Consider the following 21,007-nt stretch of genomic DNA (forward strand, 5'->3'; position numbering starts at 1 on the left):
TTTATGCTTTTGAAATGTTTCCTAAACGGTCTATTTTTAATTTGATACAATTCTCTTTAATCATTAAGCCATCAATTGCACGTTCCATTTTATTTAATGTTGAGAACTCTGCTTTATTAACAACTGATGCAGCAATATCATGTCTTACAAAAAACATCTGGCTTCCTGAAAAACTTACAACTTTATAAATTTTTTCATTTTGTTCTTTGGTAAAATTTTTAAAATCGATATTACTTCTATTTTCAAGTTCGTCACTCGAAGGAATATATACTAAATCGTTCGGGCAGAGGAAAAAATCATTTGTTCCTTTTAAATCAACGACAGACAACCCTTGCTTTTGTCTTTCGATCACTTCATTCAAAGGAATGGTTTCGTAGCTTCTTTTTCTATTTCCATCTTCATACACTGCAAAAAACAAGTTAGTTCCTTTTGCAGCTTCCACATATTTATCTTTCTTATTTCCGGTTTGTCCAACTTGAAATTTGCTTCCCAATTCAAAAACTCTGACTTTATTGATGGGTTGATGGAGCTTTCCGTCGTTATATTTTTCGATATTTTTATTCATGTCATCTATTCCTTCAGGCGAAAATGCAAACTCTGAACTTCCTTTATATTCTAAATAATTTTTAAGAATTTTTTGAATTCCTGTATCTGTGATAGAATAGATTGATTTTACATCAAAAGATGTATCAAGACTTTTTCTGGTTGCAGTCAATATTTTTCCTTTCGGAACTTTCACCCAAGGTAAATCAATTTTTCCGGAAACGGTTTCTTTATGTATCGGCTTTCTTATTGCCCAATTGGTTCCGGTCTGCTCTACTCTTTCTTTCATCTTCACACCATCTTTCTCTACATATTTTTCATAATAATTAGTGGCTTTATTAATTACTCTAAGATTTTGTTTAAAACTTACAATAATTTTCTCCAATCTGTCTTTAACATCAACCGTAAAGTTTTCCCACGGTTTTAGAAATTGTTTCGGAACTTCTTTTTCGATTCTATTGCCAGTTTGCGGATGGTTGTAAGCCACTTTCTCAAACTTCATCAGTTTTCTCTTCAAATCATAACGCTTAGTATCAGATTTTGCTGACTGATTATTAAGTAGATTCACATGATCTTTCGTAGCACAAGCTATTATCAAGGCATCTAAAGCATGATGGCGATGGTCAATTCTTTTCTTTGAAAATCCTTTTGAAAACTCAACCGGAACGGTTGGTAAAAATTTCTGATGATTTTCATTCCAGGAAGTAAAGTCTGTTGAATTGGTCAATTGATTCATTCGTTCAAAACGGGGTAAAATCAATTCATTCCATATATCATTCAACCCCCAATCCTGTTTTAGTTGTGTAGTGATTTTTCCATTTCCAGGAATAATATTTTTAGAATTCACGCCTTCATCTGTTCCGTCTTCCTGTCGAACGATATTAGAAAGAACACCTGAGATATATTTACTGATATAACGGGTATCATTCAACTGACGTTCAATCATTTTTTCAGGAATTTCTTCTAAAAGGAGCTTGTTTCTTTTACTCCCATTATTCGCATAATGTTTTTTTACGAAATCTTCATATTCTTCAGCTTCAAAAACTTTTACACTTTTTCCAAAGCCACACTCAACAATCGTTCCTCCAAACTGCTTAATAAATCCTAAACCTATATAATTATCTTTCAATTTATTAACTGCTGATTCACAAATAATTTTATTACTAAAACTGTCATCAAAATACCTACTTTGCGGAATAATATGTTCAATTTCATATTCTGGCGTGAATAGCTTGTTTAGTGGAATTATCTGCCCTGTATAAGGTGATTTATATCTCTGCTCCAGCCAAAGTTTGTATCTCCTTAAATCTGATGAAGAAGGTTGTGCAGTTTTGCTGATTTTCAGAATGTCATCATCAATTTCTATGTTTGATTTTAAAATTCCATCTTCATAAATTTTCAGAATTTCTTGTTGCATTGGAGAATAAGGACGAACATTTTCTACTGAATTATCATCCATCATTTCTGCCAGCAAAGCTTTAATACGGAGATTTGTATTTTCATTTTCCGTAACCATATTAGTAATTTGCTTGCGGTCCTCGGCAGTATTTTTCATTTCCCGACCCAGCTCGATATGAATTTCATTGAAGAAATCTTTAGATCCATTTCCGTATTTCAACCAAATATCTTTTATCACACGAAGCGTTTCTGTAATTATCTGTTCTACAATTGGATTACGAAGCGAATGTTGTTTAAATTCTTTTAAAAACCCTTCCAAATCATCGGTAGAATTCCATTTTCCAATCATTGATGCTTCAGAATGTCTTCCGTAAACAATATATTGAGCCAACCACAACTGCAGACCTTGAAAATCATTTTCCGTCATAAGATGAATTGCTTTTTCTCTCACTTTATCTTTGATGTTTTCATCAAATTCTCCGGTAATAATTTTCTGAATCCTATCTTTTGAATGCCCATTGATATTTTCGTAATTCCAGCATTTACCCAATCTCATCAAAGGCAATAGCTTCTTAATTGCTTTTTCTGAAAAAGAGCCATACTCACTTTTAAAAGGTGGAAATTTTTTGAATGCCTCGAAGAAAGAATTTTCATCCAGATTATTTTTTCCTGCAAAAGTTTTTAATGCTTTTTCGTATTCAATTTTGTCATTTACAGAATAGATAATGTGCCAAATCTTTTGTTCAATTTCTCTTGTCAGAAAATCATCAGAGATATTTTCGACCTTATCCAGTTTCGATAAAATCATTGCTTTGGTTTCGTTGCAAGGATATTTTTTGTCTTCAACGTAATTCCAACGATATGTTTTTTCATTCAATTTAAAATGCTTTAACAATCCTTTTTGGTCAACTTCTTTTCTGCTATTCAAAAAATCAAACAGATTTTCAAAATCTTCAGTTGTATTTAAAAATTCTTTTGTAACATTAGAATCATCATCTCTTTTATAAATATTAAGATTAGAAATCCATTGCCAGATGCGAAACTCCTGGTAATACGGATTGGATTTCGGAATCGTTTTTAAAAATTGTGTATGTTCTACTCCATTTCCATCTTTATACTTTCTGAATTCCAAAGTACAATTAGAAATAGATGATTTTTGGCTTTTCAAAGGTCTTTGGTAAAAAATAATATCCTCCATAAATAGATGGACGAATTCTTTTTTGCTTAAAGTCAATTGATGTGCTTCATTATTTTGATATAACTCTCGAATGCAATCGCTGTAGAAATCATCACTCTGCAATTCACTATGAAATTCTTTTTGCTTTTCTAAAATCTGTTTGAGTTCTTCTTTGTAAAATTTTCTTTCGATAGTGCGAACCAGTTTTCCCTTGATTTTCTGCTTCGGGTTTTGAAGTAATGCTTCATAAATGTATGCTCCGACAGTTTTATGGGATTTGTCTATTTCCTGCTCGGTTTTCTTTTTTACAAGTGACCAATCATTTTCGCCGGGTGCACGGAAGCTTCTTTTTTCATTTCCGTCTTTATCGGTTTTAATACTTCCATCATCATTCAAATCGGTTGTGACAATAAAATCCCTTGTTTTATCTTTCCAGTCAAACAAAGGCAATTTGCTCGATCGTCTGTAAACCCAACCATTTTCTAAACCCAAAGAATACCAAATATCAGATTTTCCTTTTTGTGGTTCATCTGCCAAAACATCTACAATTTTTAAAGAATAAAATTCTACTAATTTATTCGGGTTCTCTTCCTCTTCTTCACCACGCAATTGATAATAACCCCGTTTTTGATTAAAATTCAAAAGAATCCAGGCTAATTCTTCTTTTTCAATTTTTTGAGAAAGCGCTTTTTTACGGAGATAATAAATTGTCCAATCATAAGGAACTTTTTTGTCACTTTCTAAAAGTTGAGGTTGATGATTTTTAAAGTCACTAAGCATTTCATCAAAAGAGTTCCTGAAAATAAATTCTTCTTTATTATAAGCCAATTTCGGCTCAGTTTCCTCTTTGAACTTTCCAAAGCGTTTCACAAAATCAATTTGTGAAGCATAATGTTCCGGGAGAAAATTTAAAACATTTAAAACTCTGTGAAGTCTTTCTCTTCTTAATAAAAATCTTTCACGAAGCCTTCTGACTCCTCTGTATCCTGTACGCGTAGCAGTTTGTGAAACAGAATTTCCTTTACCAAAATCACCCAAAATATCCTGCGACATTGGGATAATCCGGCTTCCCATCCCTAGAATTTCACCTTGTTTATTTTCAAAATCCTGTTTTACCAAAGCCCAACCAATTGAGTTAGTTCCCAAGTCCAATCCGAGTATATTTTTAATCATCATTATTAATTTTTGATACTATATAAAAATAGAAATAAAAAAAATATCCGAATTACGGGTTCCCATAATTATGATAAAGATTTTTTCTTCTATATTTGTATTAATAATTTTGAAAAGCAATTCACAATAAGGATTATTCCGTTGTGAAAACATTCAAGGCGGGGCAACTCGCCTTTTTTTCTTTTTAAAAACCTTATTTTAGCTACCCGAAAACAGAACAATGACGACCGTAGAATTTATACAGAAGCAGCTTAACATCTCTGAAAAGAGCATCAACAATACCCTTCAGTTATTAGCAGAAGACTGCACTATTCCTTTTATTTCCCGTTACCGAAAAGATAAAACCGGGAATTTGGATGAGGTTCAGATTGAGCAGATCTCAAAGATCAGCAAGCAGTTTGAAGAGATTGTCAAAAGAAAGGAATCTATTTTAAAATCTATAGAAGAACAGCATGCTTTAAGCCCTGAGTTTCAGCAAAGAATAGAAGAAAGTTTTGATATTCAGGAGCTGGAAGATTTATATCTGCCTTTCAAAAAGCGTAAAAAAACAAAGGCTGATGCAGCTAAGGAAAAAGGATTGGAACCTTTAGCCAGAATCATTATGAGCCAGAAAAATAACGATATCCGGTTTTTGGCTTCAAAATACCTGAATAATGAAGTTTCATCAGAAGAAGAGGCTCTTCAGGGGGCAAGAGATATCATGGCAGAATGGATCAATGAAAACATGTATGTCCGCAAAAACCTCCGTCGTCTGTTTCAGCGTAAAGCTGTCATAACGTCTAAAGTGGTAAAAGCTAAAAAAGAAGAGGAAGCGGCACAAAAATTCTCTCAGTATTTTGATTGGGAAGAAAGCCTCAGCAGAACTCCTTCCCACAGACTTCTTGCGATGTTAAGAGCTGAAACGGAAGGTTTTGTAAAAACAAATGTAGGTATTGATAAGGAAGAAGCTATTGATTTCATAGAGAAAGCTGTTATCAAGACCAATAATGAATCTTCTGAACAAATTGCCCTGGCCATAAAAGACGGTTATAAAAGACTTCTGGAACCGGCTATTTCCAATGAAAGCCTGCAGGAAGCCAAAGAAAAAGCAGATAAAATAGCCATAGAAATATTTTCCGGGAACTTGAGTCAGTTACTTCTGGCACCGCCTTTAGGTGAAAAAAGGATTTTAGCTATTGACCCCGGCTACCGAAGCGGATGTAAAATTGTCTGCTTAGATGAAAAGGGAGATTTACTTCATAATGAAACCATCTACCCTCACGCACCACAAAATGAAACCGGAATGGCAATGAAGAAAATCCGTTCCATGGTCAATGCCTATGCTATTGAAGCTATTTCTATCGGAAATGGTACCGCAAGCCGTGAAACAGAATTTTTCATTAAAAAAATTGCGTTTGATAAGCCTTTACAGGTTTTTGTAGTTTCTGAAGCCGGAGCCTCGGTATATTCTGCAAGTAAAATTGCAAGGGATGAATTTCCTACATACGATGTCACTGTACGTGGGGCTGTTTCCATTGGAAGAAGGCTTTCTGATCCATTGGCAGAGCTTGTAAAAATTGATGCAAAATCTATTGGTGTAGGACAATATCAGCATGATGTAGACCAAACTCAGCTGAAAAATGAACTGGATTCTACCGTTATGAAGTGTGTGAATTCTGTAGGCATTAACTTAAATACAGCCAGTAAATCATTATTAAGCTATGTTTCCGGAATTGGGGAGAAAATGGCAGAAAATATTGTTAACTACCGTACAGAAAACGGAGCTTTTGAAAACAGAAAACAACTGAAAAAAGTACCGAGACTTGGAGAAAAAGCTTTCCAGCAGGCCGCTGCTTTTGTCAGAATTACCAATGCTGAAAACCCACTGGATAACTCCGCTGTACATCCTGAAGCCTATGGAGTTGTAGAAAAAATGGCCAAAGATCTGGGTATTAAAACCCATGAACTGATTGCCAACAAAGAAAAAATTGCTTTGGTAAAACCAGAAAGCTATATCACAGAAGAAATCGGAATTTTAGGAATCAAAGATATTCTGAAGGAGCTTGAAAAACCGGGATTAGACCCCAGAAAAGCAGTTAAAATATTTGAGTTTGACCCTCATGTAAAAAGCATTAAAGACTTAAAAACAGGAATGATCCTTCCGGGAATCGTCAATAATATTACGGCTTTCGGATGTTTTGTAGACCTGGGAATCAAAGAAAGCGGATTGGTACATATTTCCCAGTTGAAAGACGGATTTGTTTCTGATGTAAATGAAGTGGTAAAACTTCATCAGCATGTCCGTGTGAAAGTAACAGAGGTAGATGAGGCCAGAAAGAGAATTCAGCTGAGTATGATTCTGTAAGCACATATTTTTAATCAACAAACAAAAGACATTTTGAATTATAAGAATTTAATTTTCGATTTAGATGGAACTTTATGGGATTCCAGGGCTTCTATTATCAAAATATGGAATCATGTTCTGAACAAGCATCAGCTCATAAAAAAAGACCTGAAACCTGAAGATATGAATCAGTATATGGGATTACTGGCTCACGATATCGTTAAAGATATTGTTCCCGGAATTTCAGACCTGCAGATTCAGGAAATCCTTTCTGAAATTGTTTCCCAGGAAAATGAAGTACTGCGTATACAGGGCGGAATTTTATATAATGGTGTTGAAGAGACCCTGAAAAGCCTTAGCAATACACACCGTCTTTTTATTGTAAGCAATTGCCAGGATGGATATATTGAAGCATTTTTGGAATACTGTCAGTTCAATGACCTATTTACAGATTTTGAATCTCACGGACGGACTCAAAAGCCCAAGGCTGAAAATATAAAACTGATTATGGAAAGGAATCAGCTAAAGCCTGAAAACACCATTTATATTGGTGACACCCAAACAGATTACGACTCTTCAAGATCCAATGATCTGGAGTTTATTTTTTGTGAATATGGTTTTGGAAAATTAACTGATCCGGCATATGAGCCTTCTGTTTCAAAGTTTTCAGATTTAGAATTTTATATCTGATAGTAAAGCACTGTATTAATAAATCTGCATAAAAAGGCTGCCTATTAAGACAGCCTTTGCTATTTTGAATACTAATATCCTATTATTTATATTCTTTAGAATCTCTTCTTGGCTCTTTAACTTCCGGCCATTTCACCGTTCCTCCTTTTTCATCCTGAGGCATTAGTCTTTTTTCTCTGTTGGTAAATTCAGGATCTTCAGAAGCCATATAAGCTAATGCAGCGGTTAGCACTACATTATTTTTCACTTCATCAAAAACAATCTTGTCATACGTATCTTTTGTAGTATGCCAGGTATATCCAAAATATCCCCAGTTCAGAGAACCTAAGGAGAACCCCGGCACTCCTGCCGCTACAAAGGAAGCATGATCAGAACCACCCCCTCCGGGCATTCCCGGGAAGTCGGTTTTAATGTGTCCTTTTACCGTTTTTGGAACTCCCTCAAGCCATCTTCCGATATAGTCATATGCTTTTACGAATCCCTGACCGCTGATATTTACCACCCGTCCTGTTCCGTTATCCTGATTGAAAGCAGCCTGCACGCCTTTGATGATCTGAGGGTTATCTGCTACAAAACCTCTTGAACCATTCAATCCCTGCTCTTCACTCCCCCAAAGTCCTATAACAATTGTTCTTTTATTGTTTGGATAATATTTTTTCAGGATTCTCATGGTTTCGAGCATCGTAAGAGTACCTGTCCCATTATCGGTAGCTCCCTGAGCTCCATCCCAGGAATCAAGATGAGCAGAAAGGATCACGTATTCTTCAGGTTTTTCCTTTCCTTTGATCATTCCTATGGTATTGAAACTTTTGGCATCAGGAAGGATTTTTGACTGGGCATCAATTTTAATTTTTGGCTTACTTCCTTTTTCGGCCATTCTGTAAAGCATTCCATAATCTTCCACATCAATGTCAATCATTGGAATTTTGGATGTTTTTGCTCCAAAGATTCTGTTGGCTCCCATAATCCCCGTCCAGTTGGAAATAGCAATTCCTGCTGCCCCGGCTTTTTCCAAAGCTTCCGGAAGTGTGCTATTGTCATAGCCTATATTCTTTACATAAGCAGTAAAATCCTTGGCAGCCTGTTCTTTTTCCGCTTTAAGTTTTTCATAAAGCTCAGGAGTTGCAAATTCTTTGATCTGCTCGTCAGAACGCCCTATTTTCTGATATTGAGCCATCAAAACAATTTTCCCTTTTGCAGAAGGCAGCCATTGATCAAATTCTGCTTTAGAAGATACTTTAGGAAGAACAATTACTTCTGCTTCCACAGCTTTTTTGGTTGCCGGGCTCCATGCCAATTGTGTTGCAGACAGTGATTTTACACGTGGATACACCATGTCAACATGCGTAATTCCCCTTTGCCAGCCTTTCCATGTTCCAAATTGCTGGAGGTTTGCCTCTACTCCCCATGAGCGAAGTTTCCCCGCACTCCATTCATTGGCAGCAAGCATTTCAGGAGTTCCCACAAGACGCGGCCCTATGCCGTCTAATAATTCGCCAGCCATATTTTCAAGCTGAGAATTGTTATTTACCTCATCTACAAAACTTTTTACGATAGGATCAAGTTTTTCTTTCGGATCTACTTTTACCTGGGCCCATGAAAATTGGGCAGCCAACACCACTGCCGGTACTGCAAAAAATCTATTTATCTTCATAACATATATTGATTGGTTTAAAGATAAAAGAAATTGCGGAAATGATAAAGGATTAGAAGCAAAAAAGTCTTTACAGAAGAATGTTTTCAAGCTTTTTGTATGAAAACTTTATGTTCATTACAAAGCATACCACAGAATGAGCGGCAATGACTGAAATTTGTAGAGCAATTGAGGATATAAAAAAACCGGCTTTAAAAGCCGGTTTGAGGTAAATTATTTTTTAGCTTCTTCTACAGAAACTTTTCTGAAGTCTTTGAACAGTTTGCTTAGTTCTAAAGCTGCTTTACGAGCTCTTGTACCAGCTGCTTTGTTTCCTTTTTCTGCTTGTTGGTTTGCCTCAGTTGTGAACGCTTCAAATTCTGCGTTGATTTTTTCAATTAGTTCTTTCATTTATTTAAAAATTTAGGCTGCAAATATAGGTTTTATGGTGATTCCAGCCAATACAGCACCCGGAAAATTTATAAAAATCCTGAATTTCAGTAAAATTCTTTTCTATTTAACCTGAGAAATAATCAAATATGAGGTGTTTTTGCATGTTATGGCCAACTGCAAAACGGTTTGTTTCTGTAATTTATCAAGCCCTGTAAAATAAACCATATAGAATGATTGTGGAGATATTCTCCCTGAAGCAATATGTAAACATTTTGTTCGTCTTCCAGACCTCATAGATCAGGTTTTATATGATAAAATCAACTGAGACTTCTGAGTTTTTCTCCTACATTTTTCAGTAAAGCGAGACTCTCTGAGGTTATTCTCTCTGTAAATACTATCCTAAAATGGTGACTGTAGTGCTCTGTAAGAGAAAATGTAGTACCAGGAGTAAATACAATTTTGTTATTTTCACAGTAAAGGTAAAATATATCCATATCAACACTCTCCGGTAGCTGTCCCCAAATGCTGTAGCCACCCTGCGGCCTGTGAAAATATGAGTCTTGTGGAAAGTGTCTTCTTAATGCATCCAATACAATAATTGCCTGCTCGTTCAGCCTTTTTCGAAATGGACGCAGATGCCTTTCATAGCTGTTTCCCTGAAGGAGCTTCAATACCAGCTCCTGATAAATGGGCGATACCGATTTTCCCAATACAAACCTGCTTTTCTCAGCCTTTGAATAAAAACGTCCTGCCGACAGCCAGCCCAGACGAATGCCGGGTGCCAATGTCTTTGAAAAGGAGGAATATGTCATTACCAATCCTGTTTCATCAAAACTTTTGATACAATGCGGTCTTTTTTCTGTAAAATAAAGATCGCCATACATATCGTTTTCAATAACCGGCACCTGATGTATAACAGCTATTTTCAGCAGCTCTTTCTTTATGTTATCACTCATCAAAATACCAGTAGGATTATGAAAGTTGGGAGTTACCACCAATGCACGGATATTATTTTCTACACATACTTTTCTGAAATACTCTGTATCAAAACCACTTCGGTAATGTACAGGAATCTCAATAACCTTAAGACCCAGATTAGCAATCACCTCTAATACTGAAAACACACAGGGACTGTCAACCGCTACCACATCTCCGGTTTCTGTTACAGACCTTAATGCAATAACCAGTGCCTGCAAAGCACCATCAGTAATGATTAATTCATCAGGATTAAATGTACCTCCATATTTTCCCATTTGAACTGCAATATGTTTTCTCAATGATGCTAGCCCATTTGAAGGATAATACCGAAGAAGTGAAGCTCCTTTTTCACGGATCACTTCCTGCATGGTCCGGAGTATTAATTTTTGCGGAATCAGCAAATCTCCCGGCATAGCTGCATTAAAAGAACTGAATTCCGAGGTTCTTTTAGATGTCAGCATCATGTTTTTCATAAAGACCTCATCCCTGGCTACAGGAACAAGCTTTCTTCTTCTTCTTGGAGTATTCTCTTCCATAATGTCTGAAACAAAATACCCTGAACGCGGGCTGCTTTTAACCAGGCCTTTCATCATAAGGTGTTCGAAACCACTCTGAACAGAACTGGTACTCAGCTGATATGCTTTTTTAATTTCCCGGATAGATGGCAGGCGGTCTTTGTACTGTAAGACTCCGTTATAGATATGTTCTTCAATAACCGCTGTAAAAATTTCGTACTTATAGGATTTCATAGAATAGGTAAAACTGTACCGAACAAATTTACAAAATAAACACCTGTACTGATTATATTTTCTCAAACTGTATCCCCTCTGAATGGATTAATCTTATAATTTTGAATAAAAAAACTCATGGATATCATTTCAAAATTTACAGTAGGTTCTGAAGAGGGAATTTCTGATCTTATAACCATCATCGATTCTTCGGTTTACAGTCTGCATAAAGATTTTATTTCTGAAGAAGACATCAAAAGATATATCAGCAGTGAAATAGATCCGAGAAAGATGATCAATGAACTGAATGATCTTTCCAACCAGCTCATCATGACGTATGCAGACCGGCAACCGGTGGGCTACAGTATCATCAAAAGCGGCTCTGTATATCCCGGAATAGCTGAAGGAAAAAGATCTACAGAAATAAGTTTTGTTATTCTTCCTCAATTCAATTCCCCAGAAATAAGACAGTCTCTCTGGAAAAAATGCAGGTCTGCAGTAAGTTTTACAGATATCATATGGATCAATATACTCGCCCATGATCCTCTTCTGGAGTTTTTGAAGGAGTGTGGCTTTACATCAGCTTCCCTGGCACAGGCTGGTCCTTTTCAGCTTCCGTCACATATTTTAAAAATGGAGATTCATAAAATTAGAAATGATCAAAAATAGGGAAGCTTTATATCTCTTTCAATTTCGTATCTTTGATTTTTATAATTTCAACACAATGAGTGATCAGCTGGAAACCATAGAAGATTATTACAGACGTATTCGAAAAAATCAGATCAAACTGTTTGATTCGGAAGATTTTGAAATGGGAAAATCTCATTTCAATATTTCTATGCGAAAGTATTGTAGTTTCAAAAGCCCTTACAACCGGCGTGATTATTATAAAATCAGCTTTATCATAGGAAAAGGTACAATACATTATGGTGCCCATCAACTCTATATTGACCGCCCTGCCCTATTTTTCCCTTCCCCCAGCATTCCTTATACCTGGGAATGTGACGGTGATTTCCAGGAAGGTTATTTTTGTCTCTTCAACCAGGAGTTTTTTAATGGAAATTCTGAGTTTAATTTATTCAAAAAGACCTCTCTTTTCAAGGAATGGAGCAAACCTGTTGTTTTTTTAACGGATGAACAGACCCAGCTGGCAACTCTTTATTTTGAGCAGATGTACCGGATTAATAATTCAGTTTATCCTTACCGCTGCAGCAGTATTAAAAGCAATCTTGCATCTGTTCTGCATCTGGCCCTGGAAAACCGTGTTGAAGATATCAGCCTTAATGAACTCCCCGCTAATGTCCGCCTTTATAAACTGTTTGATGAATTGCTTACCAAACAGTTCCCACTGGATTCACCTGCTTATCCTCTGGCATTAAGAACACCTTCCGATTTCGCTGATCATCTTAATGTACATGTGAATCATTTAAATTCTTCTGTAAAGTCAGTGACCCATCTTACAACCACACAGATCATTAAGGACAAAATGTTTGAAGAATCTAAAAACCTGTTGAAATATACCAACTGGGATATTGCGCAAATAGGCTATACTTTAGGCTTTGAGCAGCCTTCCCATTTTAACAATTTTTTCAAGAAGCATGCACAGACTTCCCCTCTAAAATTTAAAAATGCATTTTAAATATTTGAATTTTGTAATTTTTACTTTGTCTTTTAAAACTGGATTTTAGTTTTCTTGAATTATTTTTGCATGGTAAAAATGAATGAATATGTTGAGAGAAGCATCTGAAAAACGCATAAAGTTAATAACCATTATGGCCTTTGTGTCCATCCCTCTTTCAGGGTTTGTCACAGATATTTACCTGCCGTCATTTCCATCAATGGCCAGAGAACTATCAGTTTCCGAAAAAGATATCCAGATTACGCTAACCTCTTACCTGCTGAGCTATGGAATCTCCCAGCTGTTTGTGGGGGGAATTCTTGACAGTATTGGGCGCTACCGTCCAAAACTGCTTGCTTTATTCCTTCTGGTCGTCAGCAGTATCCTGATTACAATGACTGACAGTATCCTGTTAATATGTCTGCTGCGTATTCTTCAGGGTGTTGCCGTTTCGGTACTTGTTGTGGCTACCCGCGCTATTTTTGTGGATATCTATGATTCAGAAAAAGTAAAACATTACCTGAGTTATTTTACCATTGTCTGGTCCTGCGGACCTATTCTGGCTCCTTTTCTTGGAGGCTATCTTGAAAAACTTTTTAACTGGCACGCCAACTTTCATTTCCTGGCCTTATATGCCGGAATTATCTTTCTGTTTGAATGGTTTTTCAGTGGAGAAAGCCTTCCCCAGAAAAAGAAGCTCGATATTGCCGAAAATATAAGTCTCTATAAAATGATGCTTAAAAACAGGATTTTTATGCTGGGAATTTTCATCTTGGGATTAAGCTATTCTATTGTTATGCTTTTTAATATTACAGGACCTTTTATTATTGAAAACACTTTTCATTTTAGCCCTGTAGTTATTGGATATTGTACTTTGATCTTAGGATTTTCATGGATGATAGGCGGCTTTATAGGAAAACGCAGACTTACGCTGGATTTTAAGCCCCGTATCCTGCAGCCTGTTCTGTTGCAGCTCATCCTGATTATTGCACTGATTATCACCAGCAATTATGCAGAAAGCCTTTTCATCATGGTTCCTTTTGCCTTTTTTATTCATATCTGTTCAGGGATACTGTTTACTTCATTTTTCACAACAAGTATGTTATATTTCCCTAAAAATGCAGGAACAGCAGGTGGATTAATGGGAGGATTGGTCTATGTGATCACCTCTATTTCAAGTTTCATTATTTCTGTAAGCGGAACAGTTACAGAGCAAAAAGGACTGGCATGGCGCTATCTTATTATAGCTTTTTTCCTTCTGGGGATTATCCTTATTATGAACCAGGCTATCAAAAAAGAAAAAGCAGAGAATTAATCTCTGCTTTTTTTATTCATATCAGAAGGTGTCTTTCTTCCCCTATCACCCACTTATTAATGAACTCTTCTCCGGGTTTGAACCATCCTTTCCGAACAATGATACTTTCGGACTACATTTAACTACTTTCAAATAAGCTGATATACTGAGATCAATGATAATTTAGCAGCAATGATTGATTGTTAAATAAATAGCAGTAAAAATAACAGATTTTATATACAATTTATTTTCAGATAACAAGGAAATAAATTGAGCCAAATCTATACATGGGAATTATACATCATTCTTGCTATAGATAAGATTTTCAGCATAATAAAGGTAGAAAACCTATATTTTTATTATCCCAATATTGGGAAATATCACTGATAAAAGCTGGTATTTTAGTCTTTATTAAAATACAGTTTCTCTATTTTTTACAATGATTCATAATCACTTTTAAATTGATAAATTATAAAATAACTGCAATGAAATTATTGATTAAGCTTATCATCCTATTCTCAGGTGTAAATTATTTACATGCCCAATCTGCACTCAGTTTTTCTGAAGCCAGAGATATAATGATGAATAAAAATATTGAAGTAAAAATAAATAATAAAAAGATAGATGCAGCCCATTATAAGATAAAAACTGCCCAAAGTATGCTGTATCCTCAGATTAAAGCATTTGGAACGTTAACTTATACAGATAAAGAATCAAGAATCAATCTTAATGAGAAAAGAGATCAGCTGGCATCCTTATTCCAACTTCCTTCACCTTCCGTGCTGGGCAGCTGGGATTTTGCCCTTCAGAAAAAAGATATGGCATTTGGAGGAATATCACTGAGCTGGCCAATATATACCGGTGGAAAGATAAGATCAGGAGTCAATATCGCTAAAATAAGTGCTGAGGTAGCAAAAGTGGAAAAAAACAATTCTGAACAAAGCCTGGTTTCCGAGCTGGCCAACAGTTATTTCAAAGCAAAACTGGCCGAAGAGGCTGTTACTGTAAAAGAAAATGTGGTAGAGGTAATGAACGTACACCTGTCAAATTCATTAAAAATGGAGCGTAACGGTATCATTGCAGGCGTAGACGTTCTACAGGCGAAGGTAGCCGTTTCTGAAGCGGAAAGACAATTACTTGCTTCTAAAAAAGATTTACAATTGGCAAGAACGGCTCTTTCCGCAACATTAGAGCAGGAAGAAGAATTCACACTTACTACACCGTTTTTCTTGGAAGGACATATGAATTCTTTGGAAGAATACAAAGAGAAGGCAGCGGCCAATTATCCTCAAATACAAAAAATAAAACTTCTAGAAGAGATTGCCCAGCAAGGGATTAATATAGAAAAAGCAAGCTACCTGCCTACTGTTTTATTAACCGGTCAGCAGATCCTTGCCTCACACAACTATCCTTTGGTAAAAAATCCTTTAACTGTAGGTGTTATGGTTACCTATGATATTTTTGACGGATTTGGACGGAAAAATAGAATTCTTGTTGCCAAAAGTGAAAAAGAAACGATTGAAATGTCCAGAGAAAAGCTTCAGCTCGATATTAAAACTTATGTTGAAAAGCTATATAATGAGCTCAAAAAATCGGATGAACAAATTGTTTCTTTAAATGAATCTATACAATTAGCAGAAGAACTTGTAAGAATACGGAAAGCCTCTTTTGCAGAGGGAATATCTACATCTACGGACGTTATTGATGCTGAGTTGGATCTATCCGGGAAAAAAATTGAACAGCTGAAAGCATATACGGACTATGATACCAACCTGGCTAAACTTTTTGAAGTATGCGGAATGAGCAACGATTATATCCAAAATGCCCAATAAAATCTCAAATTATATAACTTAAAATTATTACAATGGCGACAAACCAGAAAAAATCAGTTACATTCATGAATATCCTCATCATTATATTAATATTTGGAGCGATAGCTGCTGTATCCGTTTATTTTCTCACAAGTCCGACAAAAGATTACCTGCAAGGACAAGTTGAAGCTACTGAAATTCATGTTGCCCCTAAAGTAACCGGAAGACTGGAGAAGAAACTGGCTGATGAAGGACAGTCTGTAAAAAAAGGGCAGCTACTGGCTATTTTATCCAGCCCGGAACTCGACGCTAAACTGATTCAGGCACAATCTGCAAAAGACGCTGCAACCGCACAATATGATAAAGCTATAAACGGAACCCGTTATGAACAGGTTCAGGGGGCTTATAATTCCTGGCAACAGGCCAAAGCTTCTGCTGATCTTGCAGAAACTACTTACAAAAGAATGGAAAACCTTTACCAGGAGAAAGTAATTCCTGCGCAGAAAAGAGATGAAGCCAAGGGTCAGAAAAATGCTTCGAGAGAACAGGAAAAAGCAGCATACAATAATTATCTGATGGCAAAAAACGGAGCCAGAACCGAGGATAAAAATGCATCTGCAGCCTCTATGAGACAGGCTGAAGGCGCCGTAAAGGAAGTCAATGTATATAGAAGTGAAATTAATGTCATTGCTCCTGCAGACGGAGAGGTCAATCAATATTTTCCTAACCTTGGGGAACTTGTCAATGCTGGATATCCCATTGTAAATCTTGTGGATCTGAATGATATCTGGGTTGTTATCAATATCAAAGAAGACCAGATGGGAAAATTCAAAATGAACAGCAAATTCGAAGGAGTGGTTCCTGCGTTAGATAATAAAAAAATTGAACTTCAGGTAAAATTCATTGCCCCACTGGGAGATTTTGCTACCTGGACAGCCACCAAAACAAAAGGAGGCTTTGATATGAGAACATTCAAAATTAAAGCCTATCCTACAAAGAAAATTGATGGATTCCGTCCGGGAATGAGTGTACTGATACCCTCTGTAACATTATAACTAACCAAAATGGATACAATGAAAAACGGCTTCTGGAAAGTGTTTTTCTATGAATGGAAAACAATCATAAAGAAACCCAGTATAATACTTTGGACATTAGGAGTTCCTTTAGCCATATTTATCCTTTACGCTGCCATTTTTGGTGACGGTGTACTGCGGGAGCTTCCCATAGCCATTTTGGATGAGGATAAAACATCTGTATCACGGGAGCTTATCAGGCAGATAGATGCCAATTCTACACTGGATTTCACGAAAGAAGTAAATACCGAAAACGAAGGACTTAAACAAATACAGACCAGTCATGTATTTGGCCTGGTTATTATTCCCAGCAACTTTGAAAAAGACATCAGCCGTGGAAGGAATGTCAATGTAGTATTGTATATCAATAATGATTATATGACTCCTGCGGGGCTTATAAATAAAGGATTTAATACAGCTGTAGGAAGTTTCTCCACTTCTGCAAAAGTAAATACAATTATGAAAAAGGGATCATCTTCCCTACAGGCAAAGAACGCCGTTCAACCTGTTATTATGAGAAGCCATACATTATTTAATCCTTTTGTTAACTATGCCTATTACCTTTGTCTTTCTCTTTTTCCTATGGCATTGCAGCTTACGGTAATGATCACTACATTATACATACTGGGCAGTATTTTGAAATATAATAAAGGGAAGGAGTTATACCAATTGAGTGGTAATAATGTTTTTTTCGCATTTTTCGGAAAAATATTGCCTTACACTATTATTTTTTCCCTATTAACTATTTTGATGGTAGCCTACCTCTTTGGCTATCTGGGTATCCCAATCAATACCTCTGTTGTCAATGTATATATATTGACTCTTATTTTAATAGTCGTATATCAGCTCATGGCCGTTTTCTTTGTAACGATCAGCAAGGATTTCAGATCCTTATGTGCCATGGGAGGTGGATATTCTTCTTTAGCATATTCATTCAGCGGGTATACATTTCCGCAGGAAGGGATGCCTACAGCAATTAAAATCCTGGATTCTATCTTTCCTTTTTCTTCATATGCCAGGGCACTTACCAATATTGCCGTCAAAGGAATGCCCGTTATTGAATCTCTTCCCTATTTGATAGGCTTCGGAGTTTTTGCTTTGATAGGCTTACTCTCACTAAAAAAATTCAGTTATCAACTACAAAAAGGAGGATATTATGAAAAATAATTTATTTTACAGAATTATAAAGACCATATTCAATGCCTGCCAGGTAGAATTACTTCATTTTTTTGGTGATAATGCTTTACGGACTACATTTCTTGTATTTACAATTGTTGTTGCTTTCTTAAATGGTTCAGTCTACAATAATGAAATTATTGAAAAAACACCTATAGCAGTAGTAGATTTGGATAAGAGCAGTATGAGCAGAAACTATATAAGAATGCTTGCGGCTACTCAACAGGTAAGTGTTCCTGTGGTTTCTAATGATATGAATGAGGCAAAAAAAGAATTTACTCAGGGAAAAGTCTTTGGAATACTGGTTATCCCTGAAGATTTCGAACAAAAAGTATCTCTAGGACACCAAACCTCGTTATCATTATACAGTGATGCCTCAAATATGTTGCATAACAAAGCTATTTCCGGCGCAACATCTTCCGTTATGGGTACTTTCAATGCCCAAATAGAAATAAATAAATCTTTACACAGCGGGCTAAACTACGAAAACAGTACTATTTCCCGCCGATCAGTTGCCGCTATAACCAAACCTGTTTTCAACCCTTATGCAGGATATGGCACTTTCATCTTACCTGTTGTATTTCTAGTCGTTATGCAGACATTATTACTTACAGCTATTGGGGTTTTGGGAGGAACTTTCCGGGAACAAAACAAATATCTTGAAACGTATAATATTTCAGATTCTCTACATCTTAAAATCATTCCTATACTGTTGGGGCGGGCATTGGCTTACCTATTACTGTGTATTCTGGTATTTTCAGTGATAATCGGGAGTGCTTTCACTATTTTTAAATTACCTTTCAGGGCTGCATTCGGAGATGTCATTATATTTTTAATACCCTTCTTCTTAGCAGTCATATTCTTAGGATTTTCCCTGATGGGAATTTTCAAAAGAAGGGAAGATGCAGCAATGTCCATTACATTTCTGTCTACTCCGGCAGTTTTTCTTACCGGAATTTCATGGCCGGTAGTTGCTTTTCCCCAATGGGTAAAAATATTATCTTACGCTTTTCCTTCAACAGTTGGTGTCAGGGGATTTTTAGCGCTTAGCCAATTTCAGGCAAGTCTGGGAGATATAAAAGATCTATGGGGGCAAATGTGGCTGACAGCAGCCTTTTATTTCGTTATTGCCGTGTTGGTCAATTATCGGTTAAAATTTCATAGTCGTTATAAGTTGAGCAAATAATCCTGAATACTGCTGTTATAACATTCTTAATTTCCGTATTAACAGATCACATCCGTACCAAAATGAGTATAAGCAATTTACCAACATAAATAATTCATCAAAAAGAGAATTTTAAACTATTAAAAGAGAATTACAGATAATAAATTCTAAGCCATTCATTAATAACTTTGTCCCATTGAAAGTAATGATTCATAATAAAACCTAATTTAAAATAAGTCAAACTTTTCAACTTTTATAGCACGTAAATGCCCGTGAATATTATCTATTTATTTGATATTAGATCCAATATACCACGGGTATTTTTTGTTTAAAAGCAGTAAGAATATACTGTTAAACCAAACAATAATTCATTACAGAGAGAATTCCGGACCACTAAAAGAGAATTTAAGACAATATACTATAAAACCCTCATCAATAACTTTGTTTTACTAAGAAATAATAATTCAGGTTCAATAAAATACTCAAATACACAAATCGGATTATTATTAAACTCTAATTATAAATTAACACATGAAATATGAAGAAAATAGTCATCATTGGAGGCGGATTCGCTGGTACCAACCTTGCCAATAAATTAGGGAAAAATCAAGATTTTGATATTACCCTTGTAGATCACAACAATTATAATTTCTTTCCTCCACTGATTTATCAGGTAGCTACAGCATTCATTGAGCCCTCAAATATATGTTATCCTTTCCGCAAAATGTTTCAGGGAAAACCAAATGTGGAATTTCATTTAGGATCTCTGGTCATGATACACCAGCAAGCTAATATCGTGGAAACAGATAAAGGAAGCCTACCCTATGATTACCTGGTTTTAGCCATGGGAACAGAAACTAATTTTTTTGGAAACAAAAATATTGAAGAGAAGGCCTACCCTATGAAAAATATAAATGATGCTGCAGCATTGCGTAATCATATATTAACCAGTCTTGAAAAAGCCACCATCACTAAGAATCCCGAAGAAGAAAAGAAACTGAGAAATATCGTCATTGCCGGTGGCGGCGCTACAGGCGTAGAAGTAGCCGGAATGCTTTCAGATATGTCTCATAATATTATTTCAAAAGATTATCCCAACCTTAAAAAAGGAGGCGGTAAAATATATCTTATAGACGGCTCAAATGCTTTGCTTGGACCTATGAGCCAGAAAGCACAGCAGGAAGCATTAAAGGTTCTGTCAGGAAGAGGGGTCGAAGTTATATTAAACACCTTGGTAAAAGATTATAATGATGATATTGTCACATTAGGCAATGACCAGACAATTCCTACCGCTACTCTGGTATGGGCATCAGGGGTCATAGCAAGACAAGCTCCCGGCCTTCCGGAATCTTCAATTACCAGAGGACGCAGAATTATGGTTGATGAATATAATAAGGTCGCGGGTACTGAAAATATTTTCGCACTTGGTGATCAATGTTTTCAAACAGCAGATGCAGCCTATCCGAACGGACATCCTCAGCTGGCACAAATTGCCATTCAGCAAGGAATTCTATTAGCAGATAATATTCCAAGACTGGTAGAACAGAAAACCCTCAAACCTTTCAAATACAATAATAAAGGAAGCATGGCGGCAATTGCAAAGTTTAAATCTGTCGTAGATTTTCCAAAAGGTGGATTTATGAAAGGGTTTATGGCATGGCTTACCTGGTTACTGATACACCTTGTTCCTATATCGGGATCCCGTAATAAATTTAAACTCGCTACTAACTGGATTGTAAGTTTTATGACCAATGATCCAACTCTAAGACTTATTCTGGAGCCTGAAAAAAAAGATTCTGATCCATCATAAGCGTAACGATAATTCTTTAAATCA

Annotated in this window: 14 protein-coding genes; 10 read left to right on the forward strand and 4 right to left on the reverse strand. The window is 36.1% G+C overall.

Going from position 1 to position 21,007, the window contains the following annotated elements; translation table 11 throughout:
* Nucleotide 1 precedes the first annotated feature (1 nt).
* Nucleotides 2-4,294, reverse strand: coding sequence for a type II CRISPR RNA-guided endonuclease Cas9 (cas9, locus tag MP477_RS02970; RefSeq protein WP_257189086.1), 4,293 nt, complete (start codon nt 4,292-4,294; stop codon nt 2-4).
* Between the two features lie 217 nt (nt 4,295-4,511).
* On the opposite strand from cas9, the gene MP477_RS02975 reads away from it, so the two are divergent.
* Together MP477_RS02975 and MP477_RS02980 are read left to right on the forward strand one after the other, a co-directional pair.
* Nucleotides 4,512-6,635 carry a Tex family protein gene (locus tag MP477_RS02975; RefSeq protein WP_257189087.1) on the forward strand — a complete coding sequence of 708 codons (2,124 nt, stop codon included), beginning with the start codon at nt 4,512-4,514 and terminating at the stop codon, nt 6,633-6,635.
* A gap of 33 nt (nt 6,636-6,668) precedes the next feature.
* On the forward strand, nt 6,669-7,304 hold the full coding sequence (locus MP477_RS02980; protein ID WP_257189088.1) for an HAD family hydrolase: 636 nt from the start codon (nt 6,669-6,671) through the stop codon (nt 7,302-7,304).
* Between the two features lie 82 nt (nt 7,305-7,386).
* Here MP477_RS02980 and MP477_RS02985 read toward each other — a convergent pair whose 3' ends face one another.
* The 3 genes from MP477_RS02985 to MP477_RS02995 all read right to left on the reverse strand — a co-directional run bounded on the left by MP477_RS02985 (nt 7,387) and on the right by MP477_RS02995 (nt 11,057).
* Nucleotides 7,387-8,958, reverse strand: coding sequence for a M20/M25/M40 family metallo-hydrolase (locus MP477_RS02985; protein ID WP_230040076.1), 1,572 nt, complete (start codon nt 8,956-8,958; stop codon nt 7,387-7,389).
* 213 nt (nt 8,959-9,171) lie between these two features.
* Entirely contained in the window at nt 9,172-9,348 is a 177-nt protein-coding gene (locus tag MP477_RS02990) for a histone H1 (RefSeq protein WP_047377485.1), read from the reverse strand.
* Between the two features lie 299 nt (nt 9,349-9,647).
* Nucleotides 9,648-11,057 carry a PLP-dependent aminotransferase family protein gene (locus MP477_RS02995; protein ID WP_257189089.1) on the reverse strand — a complete coding sequence of 470 codons (1,410 nt, stop codon included), beginning with the start codon at nt 11,055-11,057 and terminating at the stop codon, nt 9,648-9,650.
* A 117-nt stretch (nt 11,058-11,174) separates the two neighbouring features.
* On the opposite strand from MP477_RS02995, the gene MP477_RS03000 reads away from it, so the two are divergent.
* The 8 genes from MP477_RS03000 to MP477_RS03035 all read left to right on the forward strand — a co-directional run bounded on the left by MP477_RS03000 (nt 11,175) and on the right by MP477_RS03035 (nt 20,983).
* The gene (locus MP477_RS03000; protein WP_257189090.1) at nt 11,175-11,705 is read left to right on the forward strand and encodes a hypothetical protein; all 531 of its coding nucleotides are present in this window, start codon (nt 11,175-11,177) and stop codon (nt 11,703-11,705) included.
* A gap of 55 nt (nt 11,706-11,760) precedes the next feature.
* Nucleotides 11,761-12,675: an AraC family transcriptional regulator gene (locus MP477_RS03005; RefSeq protein WP_257189091.1), complete on the forward strand. Its 915-nt coding sequence runs from the start codon at nt 11,761-11,763 to the stop codon at nt 12,673-12,675.
* Between the two features lie 88 nt (nt 12,676-12,763).
* Nucleotides 12,764-13,969 carry an MFS transporter gene (locus tag MP477_RS03010; protein WP_257189092.1) on the forward strand — a complete coding sequence of 402 codons (1,206 nt, stop codon included), beginning with the start codon at nt 12,764-12,766 and terminating at the stop codon, nt 13,967-13,969.
* Nucleotides 13,970-14,433: 464 nt separating this feature from the next.
* Entirely contained in the window at nt 14,434-15,780 is a 1,347-nt protein-coding gene (locus MP477_RS03015) for a TolC family protein (protein ID WP_257189093.1), read from the forward strand.
* A 32-nt stretch (nt 15,781-15,812) separates the two neighbouring features.
* The gene (locus tag MP477_RS03020) at nt 15,813-16,814 is read left to right on the forward strand and encodes an HlyD family secretion protein (protein ID WP_257189094.1); all 1,002 of its coding nucleotides are present in this window, start codon (nt 15,813-15,815) and stop codon (nt 16,812-16,814) included.
* Between the two features lie 18 nt (nt 16,815-16,832).
* Nucleotides 16,833-17,999 carry an ABC transporter permease gene (locus MP477_RS03025; RefSeq protein ID WP_257189095.1) on the forward strand — a complete coding sequence of 389 codons (1,167 nt, stop codon included), beginning with the start codon at nt 16,833-16,835 and terminating at the stop codon, nt 17,997-17,999.
* A complete protein-coding gene (locus MP477_RS03030; protein ID WP_257189096.1) occupies nt 17,989-19,194 on the forward strand; it encodes an ABC transporter permease in 1,206 nt (401 codons plus the stop codon). Before MP477_RS03025 ends, MP477_RS03030 begins: the two co-directional genes overlap by 11 nt.
* A 517-nt stretch (nt 19,195-19,711) precedes the next feature.
* Entirely contained in the window at nt 19,712-20,983 is a 1,272-nt protein-coding gene (locus MP477_RS03035) for an NAD(P)/FAD-dependent oxidoreductase (protein WP_257189097.1), read from the forward strand.
* Nucleotides 20,984-21,007: the final 24 nt, after the last annotated feature.

This window comes from Chryseobacterium sp. WG23 (genome assembly GCF_024586575.1).
Lineage (GTDB): Bacteria > Bacteroidota > Bacteroidia > Flavobacteriales > Weeksellaceae > Chryseobacterium.

Bases quoted from the DNA above. Each gene is read 5' to 3' on its own strand.
- cas9 (WP_257189086.1), bottom strand. From the start codon at position 4,294: ATGATGATTAAAAATATACTCGGATTGGACTTGGGAACTAACTCAATT.
- MP477_RS02975 (WP_257189087.1), top strand. From the start codon at position 4,512: ATGACGACCGTAGAATTTATACAGAAGCAGCTTAACATCTCTGAAAAG.
- MP477_RS02985 (WP_230040076.1), bottom strand. From the start codon at position 8,958: ATGAAGATAAATAGATTTTTTGCAGTACCGGCAGTGGTGTTGGCTGCC.
- MP477_RS02990 (WP_047377485.1), bottom strand. From the start codon at position 9,348: ATGAAAGAACTAATTGAAAAAATCAACGCAGAATTTGAAGCGTTCACA.
- MP477_RS02995 (WP_257189089.1), bottom strand. From the start codon at position 11,057: ATGAAATCCTATAAGTACGAAATTTTTACAGCGGTTATTGAAGAACAT.
- MP477_RS03000 (WP_257189090.1), top strand. From the start codon at position 11,175: ATGGATATCATTTCAAAATTTACAGTAGGTTCTGAAGAGGGAATTTCT.
- MP477_RS03005 (WP_257189091.1), top strand. From the start codon at position 11,761: ATGAGTGATCAGCTGGAAACCATAGAAGATTATTACAGACGTATTCGA.
- MP477_RS03010 (WP_257189092.1), top strand. From the start codon at position 12,764: ATGTTGAGAGAAGCATCTGAAAAACGCATAAAGTTAATAACCATTATG.
- MP477_RS03015 (WP_257189093.1), top strand. From the start codon at position 14,434: ATGAAATTATTGATTAAGCTTATCATCCTATTCTCAGGTGTAAATTAT.
- MP477_RS03020 (WP_257189094.1), top strand. From the start codon at position 15,813: ATGGCGACAAACCAGAAAAAATCAGTTACATTCATGAATATCCTCATC.
- MP477_RS03025 (WP_257189095.1), top strand. From the start codon at position 16,833: ATGAAAAACGGCTTCTGGAAAGTGTTTTTCTATGAATGGAAAACAATC.
- MP477_RS03030 (WP_257189096.1), top strand. From the start codon at position 17,989: ATGAAAAATAATTTATTTTACAGAATTATAAAGACCATATTCAATGCC.
- MP477_RS03035 (WP_257189097.1), top strand. From the start codon at position 19,712: ATGAAGAAAATAGTCATCATTGGAGGCGGATTCGCTGGTACCAACCTT.